Below are 12,371 nucleotides of genomic sequence, written 5' to 3' on the forward strand. Positions count from 1 at the left end.
CTTTGGGATCAGGCGGAGAGAATCATTTTTCGACGAAGGCGCGTTCGAACACGTAGTCGCCGGCCTGGCCGATCTTCGGCGAGACCTTGAAGCCGCGTGCATCCAGCAAGGTGCGGAAATCGGCCAGCATCGACGGGCTGCCGCAGATCATCGCGCGGTCATGCGCCGGATCGAGCGCTTCGATGCCGAGCGACTGCGCGATACGGCCATCGGCGAGCATGTCGGTAATGCGGCCGTGGTGATCCTGGCCGCGATACTCAAAGGGTTCGCGCGACACCGCCGGGAAGTACAGCAGCTTGTTGCGGACCAATTCGCCCAGCAATTCATGGTTCGGCAATGCGTGTTCGAAGAACTCCCGGTAGGCGAGATCGTCCGCGCTGCGCACGCCGTGGCAGACGATCACGCGCTCGAAACGTTCGTAGGTTTCCGGGTCCTGGGCCACCGACAACCACGGCGCGAGGCCGGTGCCGGTGCCGAGCAGATAGAGGTTGCGCCCGGGATTGAGGTCGCTGATCAGCAGCGTGCCGGTCGGCTTGCGGCTGACCAGCAGCGGATCGCCGGGTTTGAGGTGTTGCAGCTTCGAGGTGAGCGGGCCGTCCTCCACCTTGATACTGAAGAAGTGCAGCGTTTCCGCCCAGTTGGCGCTGGCGACGGAATAGGCGCGCACGAGCGGCTTGCCTTCGCCCGGCAGCCCGATCATCACGAACTGGCCGTTCTCGAAGCGCAGGCCGGGGTCGCGGGTGGTGGTGAAACTGAAATAGGCATCGGTCCAGTGATGGACATCGAGCACGGTTTCAGTGAAATGGGGCAGCGGGTTGGACATTCGGACCACGGCAGGGGCAAGCCCGCCATTTTAAGGCCGATGGGGTTTCGCTGCGTTCAGCGGTAGCCGGCGGCCTGCAATTCGAACAATTCGGCGTAGCGGCCGCCCTGCGCCATCAGTTCCGCATGGCTGCCCTGCGCCTCGACCTTGCCGTCGGCCAGCACCAAGATGCGGTCGGCCATGCGCACGCTGCTGAAACGGTGGGAAATCAGCACCGCGGTGCGGCCCGCGCCCAATTCCTTGAAGCGCTCGAACACCTCGAATTCGGCGCGGGCGTCCAGCGCGGCGGTCGGTTCGTCGAGGATGATGACCTGGGCATCGCGCATGTAGGCGCGCGCGATCGCGATCTTCTGCCACTGGCCGCCGCTGAGGTCGACGCCGGTTTTCCAGCGCCGTCCCACCAATTGGTCGTAGCCGTTCGGCAATGCTTCGATCACTTCGGTGGCCATGCCGCGGCGCGCCGCTTCGACGATCCGCGCGCGGTCGCGCAAGGCATCGATCTGGCCGACGCCGATGTTCTCGCCGGCACTGAGGTGGTAGCGCACGAAGTCCTGGAAGATCACACCAATGTTCGCGCGCAGGTCGTCGAGGTCGTAATCCTTGAGGTCGATGCCATCGAGCAGGATCCGTCCCTCATCGGGATCGTAGAGTCGCGCCAGCAGCTTCACCAGCGTGGTCTTGCCAGCGCCGTTCTCGCCGACCAGTGCCAGCACTTCGCCGGCATGCAACTGGAATGACAAACCACGCAACGCCCAGCGTTCGGAGCCGTCGTAGCGGAAGCCGACGTTCTCGAACACGAAGCCGTCGCGGATCGGATGCGGCACCGGCAACGCGCCGGGCTTGCTGGTGATTTCCGGCTGGATGCGGAAGAAGGAATACAGATCGTCGAGATAGAGCGACTGGTTCGCCACCTGCGCGAATCCCGACAGCAACGATTCCAGCAGGCTGCGCAGGCGCAGGAAGCTGCCGGAGAGAAACGTCAGGTCGCCGATGGTGAAGTCGCCGCGCACCGTGCGCCAGGCGATGTAACCGTAGGCGCTGTAGTAGGCGATGCTGCCGAGTGCGGTCAGGATCGTGCCCCAGAACGCGCGGCGTGCAGCGAGGCGTTTGTTGGCCAGGTAGAACTTGTCGGAGAGCGTGCGGAAACGCTCGATCAGGAAACGGTTGAGGTCGAAGATCTTGACCTCTTTCGCGCTTTCCACGCTCGATCCGAGTTGCTTGAGGTATTCCAGTTCGCGGCGCTCGGTCGTCCACATCGTGTTGAGCGTGTAGCCGAGCGTGTTGAAGTGCGATTCGCCGATGAAGGCCGGCACCAGCGCCAACGCCAGCAGCGCCATCAGCCACGGCGCATAGGCGACCAGTCCGGCGGCGAAGGTGAGGACGGTGATGGCATCCTGCGCCTGCCCGAACAACTGGCCCATCAGGTTCATCCGGCCCATGGTCTGGATGCGCGCGCGTTGCAGGCGATCCTGCAGGTCGGGGTCCTCGAAATCCTCCAGATCCAGCGTCGCCGCATGCTCCATCAGGCGCGCGCCGATGCGGTTGGTGAACAGATCGGAGAGCAGGCCATCGACGTAGCCGACCAGGCGCCCCAGCAGATCCGACAGCACCGCGATCGCGAGTTCCAGCGCCAGCAGCAGCGCGAAGTGATCGAGCAGGCCGGAGTGCCAGGCATCGACCAGCCAATGCGGCACCTGCAGGCGCGACAGGTGCACCGCTTCGTCGATGATCAGCTTGCCGACATAGAGCAGGGCGACCGGCAGCACCGCGCGGATCAACCGCAACACGATATTGGCGAGCGTCAGCGGGCGACTGGTGGCCCAGATGTCGCGCAGGAACGGCGGCAGGTTGCGCAACGCCTTGAAGCGTTCGCGCAACGACAGATCGACCGGGGGCAGGGGCGGCGCCATCGTCGCAGTCTGCCGGTCAGCAGGTCATTCGGCGGTGAGCACATCCATGATCACCGCCCGCAACGATGCACGCGCTCGTCAATGCGCAGTTTCCGCCACGGTCTTGAGATTGGCCAGTCCGCGCTCGAAATCGGGGCCGATCGTCTGGTCCATCGACACGAACATGCTCATCACCTTGACCATGAAGTTGCTGTGGCCGCGCATCGTCCACGTCACGCGGGTGCCGCTGCCTTCCGGTGCCAGCACGAAATCGACGGTATTGCTGGCGGCGAAGGGTTCGATGAAATCGAGGTCCATCTTGATTTTGCCCGGCGCCGTCGCCTCGGTGATCTTCATCGAGCCTTTGCCGGCCTGCTTGTTGCCCGACCACGCGTAGCTGGAACCGACGCCGTTCTGCGGGCCGGAATACGTCACTTGCATGGCGGGATCGAGCTTCTGCCACGGCGACCATTGTGGAAAATTGTGGAAGTCGTTGATCAAGTCGTACACGCGCTGGGGCGGTGCGGCGATCACGGTGCTGCGGCTGACTTCGAAGGTGGCAGGGCGCGTAGCGGCATAGGCCAGGAACGCGGCGATCACCACCACCAGCACGATCACGATTTTCTTGAACATTGCGGTCTCCCCGGGATCCATTCCCATCGGTCGTGCGGCGATGATGGCACGTCGAGGACTCATGCGGCAGGCCGAAATTCCCGTCCCGGTGGCGATTTCCTTTATCCTGTGCAGGCGCCCCGTCCGGGGGAATATCGGCGGGCGCCCGTCACACGCTTGTCGAAATGGCCATGCAATGTCTCGTCCAGCTTGGGCTGCGCGGGTCACGTTCGCAGCCAGGTTTCCCATTTGTTTTTCACTAAGGAATCGAATCCATGGCACACAGTCTGCGGGCTGCCCGTCTGTCACTTTCCATCGCGGCACTGCTGGCGGCAACGCCGCTGCTGGCCCAGAACGTCACCACCTCGGCGGTGGCCGGTCGCGTGCTCGATGCCAGCGGCAAGCCTGTCGCGGGCGCCACCATCACCATCACCCATGAACCCACGGGCACGGTGAAGGAAGTCAGCACCGATGGTGAAGGCCGCTTCGGCGCGCAAGGCTTGCGCGTGGGCGGACCGTTCGACATCAAGGTGAAGTCCGGCGCGGGCACTGCGGACCAGGAAGGCGTGTTCCTGCAACTCGGCCAGACCACCCCGGTCAATTTCAACCTCAATGCCGCGGCTGGCAGCGAACTCGGGACGGTCACGGTGACCGGCTCGAAGCTGGCACAGATCTTCAAGCCCGACAACAAGGGGCTTTCGACCGTGGTGTCGACGCGCCAGTTGCACGACACGCCGCAGGGCAACCGTTCCATCGATGACGTGGCGCGCCTCGATCCGCGCGTCAACGTGCTCGACCCGGGCCTTGGCACGATCTCGATCGCGGGGATGAACAACCGCTACAACAGCGTCAGCGTGGACGGCGTGTCGCAGTCCGATCCGTTCGGCCTCAATGCCAACGGCCTGCCGTACCTGAAGTCGCCGATCTCGGCGGAAACCATCGCCGCGTACAACATCTCGCCGTCGAATTACGACGTGATCTCCGATTCCGTCGGCGCCGATGTCAATGCGGTGACCAAGTCGGGCGGCAACCAGTACCACGGTTCGCTCTACTACTCCTATCGCGATTCCGGCAAGCTGATGGGCAAGGCCGGCTGGTTGCAGCCGGACACGCGCGGCTACAAGTACACCGGCTTCGATCGCGATCGTGTGTACGGCTTCACTTTCGGCGGCCCGATCATCGAGGACAAGCTGTTCTTCTTCCTCTCGGCCGAGCATGAGAAGACCTCCGGCATCGGCGCCGATTCCCTCAACGGTCTCGATCCCAGCCTCGGACAAGGCGCGTCGACCAGCGGCAAGGTGTCGCCGGGCGATCTGCAGAAAGTGATCGATATCGCCACGAAGCTCGGCCTGAAGCCGGGCGTGTTCGGCGGCGCTTCGGCACTGGCCTATGACGACAAGCGCTACCTCGCCAAGTTCGACTGGAACATCAACAACAACCATCGCGTCAGCCTGGCCCTGCAGCGCAACAAGAACCTGCAGCCCGCAGTGGGCGGCAACGGCCCCAACAGTGTCGGCCTGACCAGCTACACCTATACCAAGGCGATCACCACCGACAACTACGTGGTGCACCTGTTCGATGACTGGACCGACAGCTTCACCACCGAAACCAAGATCGGCCTGCAGCATTTCGTGCAGGACACCACCGCGCCATGGCAGCAGCCGGCGGTGTCGGTCAACCTCGATCCGGCTGGCAAGGGCCCGACGGTGAACCTGGGCGAGGAACGTTATCGCCACTACAACCACATCGACACGCGCAAGTTCACCCTGTTCGCGGCCGGCACCTATACCGTGGGCAGCCATGCGATCAAGGGCGGTTTCGACTACCAGCGCAACAAGATCTACAACATGTTCGGGCAGGCCGAATTCGGCGTGTACAGCTTCTATGGCCTGGCCAATTTCGCCAACGCGCAATACCAGCGTTACGACCTGTACCACCCGGCGCCGGGGTATGCGCTCAATGACATCGCGGGCGCATGGACATACAGCCAGCTGAGCCCGTTCATCCAGGACACCTGGCAAGTCAACGATCGCCTGTCGATGCAGTACGGCGTTCGCGTCGACGTTCCGCGCGCCTCGGCCAAGCCGGTGTACAACGCCAATTTCGCGAACACCTTCGGCTATGCCAACAACACGACGGTGGGCGCGAAGAATTACGTGATCGAGCCGCGCTTCTCGTTCAACTACACCTTCAACACCAAGTACCAGACACAGCTGCGTGGTGGCGTCGGCTTGTTCCAGACTTCGCCGCCGACGGTGTGGATGACCAATCCGTACCAGAACAACGGCGTCACGTTGGCGAGCTACACCTCGTTCGCTCCGGCCACGGCACCGTTCAGCGCCGATCCGATGAACCAGCCGATCCCGACAGGCAGCAATCCCGCCGGTTCGATCGATGTGATCGATCCCAACTTCAAGCTGCCGACGGTGTGGAAGGCCAGCCTGGCGATCGATCGTGAAACGCCGGTGTGGGGCCTGGTCGCCTCTGCGGAATACCTGCATATCCAGGTGCAAAACGGCGTCCTCTACCAAGCTGTCAATTTCGGCGCGCCGACCGGCACGCTGCCCGATGGGCGCCTGTCGTACTGGAACCCGAATCTCGCGCCGGGCAAGGCGCCTGCCGGCTCCGACGCGCTGTACAACCAGAATCGTGCGTACAACACGGCGTCGACGCTGCTCGGCAACACCCACAAGGGCAAGTCGGACAGCCTGACGCTGGCACTCACCAAGCCGCTGTCGCACGGCTTCTCCGGCAGCTTCAGCTACACGCTGAGCCACGCCACGGAAGTCGATCCGGGTGCCGACACGGTTGCGTTCGACGGCTACCGCCGCAACGCCCGCACCAATCCCAACAGCGACATCGCCACCGTGTCGAACTACAACATCCCGCGTACGGTCAAGCTGGCGTTGAACTGGGAGCATAAATTCTTCGGCAACTACCGCACGCAGGCGTCGCTGTTCTATTCCGGCCGCAGCGGCAATCCGTACACCTGGGTGTTTGGCAATGATGCCAACGGCGACAGCGTTGCCGGTTGGGATCCGGCCTACATTCCGGGCGTGAACGATCCCAAGGTCGCCTACGCCGCTGGCACCAGCGCCAAGGCCATCAGCCAGTTCCAGGACTACCTTGCCGGCGATTATTACCTCGCCACGCACCGTGGCCAGATCGCCGATCGCAATGGCGCGCATGCGCCGTGGAGCAACACGCTGGACTTCGGCTTCACCCAGGAATTGCCGGGCATCTTCAAGGGCAACAAGGGCGAGTTCCGTCTCGACTTGCACAATCTGCTGAACCTGCTCAACAAGCACTGGGGGCAGACCTCGACCGTCGGTACCTATCCGGCGCGCACGCTGGTCAACTACGCCGGCGTGAATGCCCAGGGCCAGTACCTGTATTCGTTGCCGACCGACAAGAACGGCAACTACGCGCCGCAGGCGCTGCAGGTGTATGACGGCGGCTTCTACGATCCCAGCCGCGTGGTTTCGCGCTGGTCGCTGATGGCGACGGTGCGTTACACGTTCTGATCGGACGGCGCCAATCGCAGTGACACGAACCGGGGGCGGGCGACTACCCCCGGTTCTTTTTGCGTATCCCGTAAAATATCGGGCTCGTTCCTCCCCACGAGCTTCCCCTTGAGCGCCGAATCCTCTGCTTCCCGCGCATCCGGCCCGGTTTCCATCCGCCAGGCCGACCTGATCCAGTCGGTCGCCGATGCGCTGCAGTACATCAGCTATTTCCATCCGGCCGACTACATCCGCGGCCTGACTGCCGCCTACGCGCGCGAGGAATCGCCGGCCGCGAAAGACGCGATGGCGCAGATCCTGGTGAATTCGCGCATGTGCTACGAAGGCCACCGCCCGATCTGCCAGGACACCGGCATCGTCACCGTGTTCCTGAAGATCGGCATGGACGTGCGTTGGGATGACGCCACCATGGGCGTCGAGGACATGGCCAACGAAGGCGTGCGCCGCGCCTACAACGATCCCGACAACAAGTTGCGCGCCTCGGTGCTGGCCGATCCCGCCGGCAAGCGCAGCAACACCGGCGACAACACGCCGGCGGTGGTGAACGTCAGCGTCGTGCCCGGCAACACGGTGGAGGTGATCGTCGCGGCCAAGGGCGGTGGTTCCGAAGCGAAATCGAAGTTCGCGATGCTCAATCCCTCCGATTCCATCGTCGACTGGGTGTTGAAGACGGTGCCGACCATGGGCGCCGGCTGGTGCCCGCCGGGCATGCTCGGCATCGGCATCGGCGGCACCGCGGAAAAGGCGATGCTGCTGGCGAAGGAGTCACTGATGGAAGCGATCGACATCACCGACCTGCAGGCGCGTGGTGCATCCAATCGCGCCGAGGAACTGCGCCTCGAGTTGTACGACAAGGTCAACGCGCTCGGTATCGGCGCGCAAGGCCTGGGTGGGCTCACCACCGTGCTCGACGTCAAGGTCAAGGACTATCCGACCCACGCCGCCAACCTGCCGGTGGCGATGATCCCGAATTGTGCGGCGACACGCCACGCGCACTTCACCCTCGATGGCAGCGGACCAGTGACGCTCGATCCACCATCGTTCTCCGATTGGCCGCAGATCGTTTACGACGCCAGCAAGGGTCGCAAGGTGAATCTCGATACGGTGACGAAGGAAGAGATCGCGACGTGGCAGCCGGGCGAGACGCTGCTGCTCAACGGCAAGCTGCTCACCGGGCGCGATGCCGCCCACAAGCGCATGGTCGACATGCTCAACAAGGGTGAAACCTTGCCGGTCGATCTCAACGGCCGCTTCATCTACTACGTCGGCCCGGTCGATCCGGTGCGCGATGAAGTGGTCGGTCCCGCCGGTCCCACTACCGCCACGCGCATGGACAAATTCACCCGTCAATTGCTGGAGCAGACCGGCCTGATCGGCATGGTCGGCAAGGCCGAGCGTGGTCCCGCCGCGATCGATGCCATCCGCGACAACGGCGCGGTCTACCTGATGGCGGTCGGCGGCTCGGCCTATCTCGTCTCGAAGGCGATCAAGGCCGCGCGCGTGCTCGCGTTCGAGGACCTCGGCATGGAAGCGATCTACGAATTCGAAGTCGAGGACATGCCGGTCACCGTCGCGGTCGACAGCCGCGGCAGCTCGGTCCACCAGACCGGCCCGAAGGAATGGCAGGCGAAGATCGGCAGGATTCCGGTCGTCGTCGCATGACTCGCCGCTATCGCATAAGGAGCAATTGAATGTTCAGCCATATCACGCTTGGTGCCAACGACATCGATGCCACGAAAGAATTCTATGACGCCATCCTTGGCGTGCTGGGCGCTCAGGCAGGCGTGATCGATGCGAAGGGGCGACTGGTCTATCACCACGGTGGTGGTCGCTTGCTGATCACCAAACCGCTCGACGGTCAGCCGGCAACGCACGGCAACGGCAGCACGATCGGGTTCCTGGGTGCATCACCGGCAGCCGTCGATGCCTGGCATGCCGCCGGCATTGCCCATGGTGGCACCAGCATCGAGGATCCGCCCGGAGTCCGCCACGCCACCGAGGGGCGCGTGCTGTATCTGGCCTATCTGCGCGATCCTTCCGGCAACAAGCTATGCGGCTTCCACCGAATCAGTCCTTAGCGCGATGCCTGATCAATACCACTCCAGCAACGACACGCCGAGGCCGATGTAGGCCGCGCGGTGGTTGTAGTCGATCATGCTTTCGCCATAGCCGTCGAACAGCTGGAAATGGCCGCGCAGCTGGCGCGTGATCGGGAAGCCCCAGTCGAACTGCAGCGCGCCGTGCGAGCGATCGCCGCCGCGCAACGAATGACGCGCGGTGAGCGAGAACTCGTTGCGACCGACCGTGTGCACCAGGGTCATGTCGCCGCGGCCCATGTAATCCTCGATATCGGGGTTGTCGTCCTTGGCGCGGCTTTCGGGAATGCGGAACCATGGTCGCAACATCAGCGACCAGTTGTCGCGATCGAAGCCGATGTTCGTCATCACCCGGTTCCAGCTGCGCGATAGCGGATCGGCGCGGCCGTTGGACTGGTGGGTGACGCCGATTCCCGCCAGCCGGCCCTTCCATCCGCCGATGGCGTAGTTGGTGCGGAACACCAGCAGCACTTCGGGTTCGTAATTGGTTTCGCGGAACGGCCGCGAGTCGCCCGAGTTGTAGACCTGCCAGCGCGAACTCTGGGTATAACCCATCCACACGTCGCCGTTGTCGCCGAACAGGTTCTCGATCGCCTTGGTCTTGAAGCTGAGCTGGAACTTCGCTTCGATGTTCTGCAGGGGCTGCGGCGTGGTCACCGTGTTGTTCGGATTGGGCGAATGCGGCATGGTGTTGGCATCGTTGGTCCAGAACACCGGCAACAGGTAGACCGGCTTGTAGGCGCGGAAATTCCAGGTGCCGAGTTTGGAATCCTTCGCCAATTCCCAGCGACGATCGAGCAGGGAGCCCTTGCCGGAATTGGCGATCGCGGTCGCGTCGTCGGTTTCCGAGGCATACAGGTCGCTATGCGGTTGTGCCGCGCGCTCCGCAGCGCGCGCGGCCTCCTGCTGTTTCGCCTGCGTTGCGGCGGCATCGGCAGCTGCGGGCGTGGGGGTGTCGCGTTTCGTCGCTGCGTCGTAGCAAGCGAGGCGTTCCTTGTCGGTTTCGATCGCCATGCATGCGGTGATGTCCGCTTGCGCCGCAGCCTGTGCGCGTGCTGGCGCGTGTGCCAGCGTGGTCGCCAAGGCCACGACGGCGAGGGCGGGCAGGCGTGCCGTCATTTCGGTGGCGCCTGGTTGAGCAAGTTGCTGCCGATCTCCTCGGCGCGCGCCTCCTGCACCGATGCGTCCATCTCGCGATCGACCGAGGTGTCGCGTTTCTCCTGGACTTCCTGGGCCACCGGTGGCGGATGCGCGTCGCCATCGCTCCGGACCAACTGGATCTGTTGCACCGAACTTGGCGGCAGGATGCCGGCTCCGCGCAAGGTGCGACGGACCATCCGCATCGCTTCACTGCGGGTCTTCGCCAAGTCGTTGTTGGCCTGGTCGATCCAGCCGGCGAACTGGATGGTCGCGCCGCTGTCGGAGAGATCGCGGATCCACGCGCTCGGGGCCGGATCGGCAAGCACGCCCGCGACGCCGCGGATCGCGCCGATGCCGAGGTCCATCGCGTCGTTCCAGGAACTGCTGGTGCTGACGTTGGTGATGAAATCGAAGCGACGGCGTGAGTTGCGCGTGTAGTTGGTGATCACCGATTTGAACACCAGCGCATTCGGCAATTGCAGGTTCAAGCCGTCGGCGGTCATCAGCACGGTGACGCGCGACGTCAGCGCCACCACGCGGCCTTCGCTGCTGTCGATCCGCACCAGGTCGCCGGGGGAGAACGGTTGCCGGAACGACAGCAGGATGCCGGAGATGTAGTTCTCGGCGATGTCCTTGAAGGCGAAGCCGAGTGCCAGCCCGACCACACCGGCCGATCCCAGCACCGCGCCCACCAGTGACGTCGCGCCCAGCAGGTTGAGCGCGATCAGCACGCCGCTCAACACCACCAGCGTCTTGACGATATTGCGGACCAGGCCATCCATGTAGGGGTTGTGCCTGCTGAGGCGCTTGACCAATTGCATCCGCCGGCTGATGAATCCACCCAGCCACACGGAGAACATGATCACCAGGATCGCGAGCACCAGCAGCGGCAGATTGACCACCAGCCGCACCAGCTTGCCCTTGAGTTCGTCGACGGCGGCGCGAATGCGCACCGGCAGGTCGGGGTCCAGCATGATCTGGTTGTTGACCTGGCGGACGCCATCGACGCTGGTGGCGATTTCCGCCGCGGCCTGCCGTTGCGGCGTGTCCACCACCTGGCCGTTGAGGGTCGCGACGCCGCCCGTCACCTGCGCCGAGACCTGCTTCAGGTCTTCGCGCGCCTGCAGTTGATGCGCCAGTTTGCGCTGGATGGTGGCGTCGTCGGGAACCGGTTGCGCAAGCGCCGGCGCCATGGCGGCGAAGGTGGTGGCCAGCAGGAAGGCGAGGGTGCGAAGGCGATCGATCATCATCCGCTCATTGTGCCGGCAATCGCTTGAACCGCGACATCCGTGCTGGATCAGTGGTTGAACAGCCATCCCGATGCGAACAGTCCCAGCATCAATCCGGCGATGGCGAGTTTGAGCGCGACGCCCAGCGCGATGCCCAGCCAGGTGCCGACGCCGATGCGCGTCGCCGCGCCGAGATCCGCCTGGGTGAGGCTGCGCCGATGCAGCAATTCCCCAGCCAGCGCGCCGACGAATGGACCGAGGAAGAACCCGAACGGGGGGAACACGAAGGCGCCAATCAGCATGCCGAGGGTTGCGCCAATCAGCGCCGTGCGGCTGGCGCCGACCCGCTTGGCGCCATGCGCAGCGGCCCAGAAATCGATCCCGAGCGAGGCCAGGGTGAGCAGGGCGAGGAGGGTCAGCCGGACTGCTCCGACGTGCTGGAAACCGTCCGCCCAGGCCGAAAGCAGCAGTCCGGCGAACACCAGTGGCAGCCCCGGAAGGACCGGCAACATCACTCCAATCAGGCCTGCCAGCACCAGTATCGCCGCAAGCAACTGAAAAACAAAAGAATTGTCGATATTCATGGAGTTTGGAGACCGATTTTGCGCCAATGTCAAGAATATGATTGATTTTTAACACTAGCGGAGTTACCGTGCGCTTGCTGAGTTTCAAGGGTCACCGTGAATCGTGGCCCGCCGGTGCGCCAGATCGTGTGATTTGTCCATCGTTGCCCGTTCCTCCTTGCGACCAGCATTACTCGCTAATAAACGTTACAAGGAGCAACACCGATGTCGAACCGCGAAGTTGGAACCGTCAAATGGTTCAACGATGCCAAGGGCTTTGGCTTTATCAGCCGCGAAAATGGTGAGGACGTGTTTGTGCACTTCCGCGCCATCCAGATGCCCGGTTTCAAGAGCCTGAAAGAAGGCCAGCGCGTCAGCTTCACCGTCGTCCAGGGCCAGAAGGGCCTGCAGGCCGACGCTGTCGAAGCCGCGTAAGCAATCCGACGCTGCAAGGAAAAGGCCCGCGCGAGCGGGCCTTTTTTTGTGAATGATCCT

At 63.6% G+C, this 12,371-nt stretch carries 10 protein-coding genes; 4 read left to right on the top strand and 6 right to left on the bottom strand.

What is annotated here, in order from left to right:
- Positions 1-22: 22 nt before the first annotated feature.
- From Lysil_RS09935 to Lysil_RS09945, 3 genes are all read right to left on the bottom strand, one after another.
- Positions 23-823, bottom strand: a complete 801-nt coding sequence (locus Lysil_RS09935; protein ID WP_103075435.1) for a ferredoxin--NADP reductase — start codon at positions 821-823, stop codon at positions 23-25.
- Between the two features lie 56 nt (positions 824-879).
- Entirely contained in the window at positions 880-2,733 is a 1,854-nt protein-coding gene (locus Lysil_RS09940) for an ABC transporter ATP-binding protein (protein WP_103075436.1), read from the bottom strand.
- A gap of 78 nt (positions 2,734-2,811) precedes the next feature.
- Positions 2,812-3,345 (bottom strand): SRPBCC family protein, encoded by a 534-nt coding sequence (locus Lysil_RS09945; protein WP_103075437.1) that lies wholly within the window; start codon positions 3,343-3,345, stop codon positions 2,812-2,814.
- 254 nt (positions 3,346-3,599) lie between these two features.
- On the opposite strand from Lysil_RS09945, the gene Lysil_RS09950 reads away from it, so the two are divergent.
- The 3 genes from Lysil_RS09950 to Lysil_RS09960 all read left to right on the top strand — a co-directional run bounded on the left by Lysil_RS09950 (position 3,600) and on the right by Lysil_RS09960 (position 8,926).
- Positions 3,600-6,848, top strand: coding sequence for a TonB-dependent receptor (locus Lysil_RS09950; protein WP_103075438.1), 3,249 nt, complete (start codon positions 3,600-3,602; stop codon positions 6,846-6,848).
- A 108-nt stretch (positions 6,849-6,956) separates the two neighbouring features.
- A complete protein-coding gene (locus tag Lysil_RS09955; RefSeq protein WP_103075439.1) occupies positions 6,957-8,510 on the top strand; it encodes a fumarate hydratase in 1,554 nt (517 codons plus the stop codon).
- Between the two features lie 29 nt (positions 8,511-8,539).
- A complete protein-coding gene (locus Lysil_RS09960) occupies positions 8,540-8,926 on the top strand; it encodes a VOC family protein (protein ID WP_103075440.1) in 387 nt (128 codons plus the stop codon).
- 12 nt (positions 8,927-8,938) lie between these two features.
- On the opposite strand, the gene Lysil_RS09965 is transcribed toward Lysil_RS09960, so the two are convergent.
- The 3 genes from Lysil_RS09965 to Lysil_RS09975 are packed head-to-tail and all read right to left on the bottom strand — an operon-like array spanning position 8,939 to position 11,891.
- Entirely contained in the window at positions 8,939-10,063 is a 1,125-nt protein-coding gene (locus Lysil_RS09965; protein WP_103075441.1) for a phospholipase A, read from the bottom strand.
- On the bottom strand, positions 10,060-11,331 hold the full coding sequence (locus Lysil_RS09970; RefSeq protein WP_165782464.1) for a mechanosensitive ion channel family protein: 1,272 nt from the start codon (positions 11,329-11,331) through the stop codon (positions 10,060-10,062). Before Lysil_RS09970 ends, Lysil_RS09965 begins: the two co-directional genes overlap by 4 nt.
- A gap of 50 nt (positions 11,332-11,381) precedes the next feature.
- Positions 11,382-11,891 (bottom strand): DUF456 domain-containing protein, encoded by a 510-nt coding sequence (locus Lysil_RS09975; RefSeq protein ID WP_103076013.1) that lies wholly within the window; start codon positions 11,889-11,891, stop codon positions 11,382-11,384.
- 210 nt (positions 11,892-12,101) lie between these two features.
- On the opposite strand from Lysil_RS09975, the gene Lysil_RS09980 reads away from it, so the two are divergent.
- Complete coding sequence (locus tag Lysil_RS09980) at positions 12,102-12,311, top strand: cold-shock protein (RefSeq protein WP_103075443.1); 210 nt, start codon at positions 12,102-12,104, stop codon at positions 12,309-12,311.
- Positions 12,312-12,371: the final 60 nt, after the last annotated feature.

It is taken from the genome of Solilutibacter silvestris (assembly GCF_002895945.1).
Lineage (GTDB): Bacteria > Pseudomonadota > Gammaproteobacteria > Xanthomonadales > Xanthomonadaceae > Solilutibacter > Solilutibacter silvestris.

Coding starts and splice junctions, on each gene's coding strand:
- Lysil_RS09970 (WP_165782464.1), bottom strand. CDS start 11,331: ATGATCGATCGCCTTCGCACCCTCGCCTTCCTGCTGGCCACCACCTTC.
- Lysil_RS09945 (WP_103075437.1), bottom strand. CDS start 3,345: ATGTTCAAGAAAATCGTGATCGTGCTGGTGGTGGTGATCGCCGCGTTC.
- Lysil_RS09960 (WP_103075440.1), top strand. CDS start 8,540: ATGTTCAGCCATATCACGCTTGGTGCCAACGACATCGATGCCACGAAA.
- Lysil_RS09940 (WP_103075436.1), bottom strand. CDS start 2,733: ATGGCGCCGCCCCTGCCCCCGGTCGATCTGTCGTTGCGCGAACGCTTC.
- Lysil_RS09935 (WP_103075435.1), bottom strand. CDS start 823: ATGTCCAACCCGCTGCCCCATTTCACTGAAACCGTGCTCGATGTCCAT.
- Lysil_RS09950 (WP_103075438.1), top strand. CDS start 3,600: ATGGCACACAGTCTGCGGGCTGCCCGTCTGTCACTTTCCATCGCGGCA.
- Lysil_RS09980 (WP_103075443.1), top strand. CDS start 12,102: ATGTCGAACCGCGAAGTTGGAACCGTCAAATGGTTCAACGATGCCAAG.
- Lysil_RS09965 (WP_103075441.1), bottom strand. CDS start 10,063: ATGACGGCACGCCTGCCCGCCCTCGCCGTCGTGGCCTTGGCGACCACG.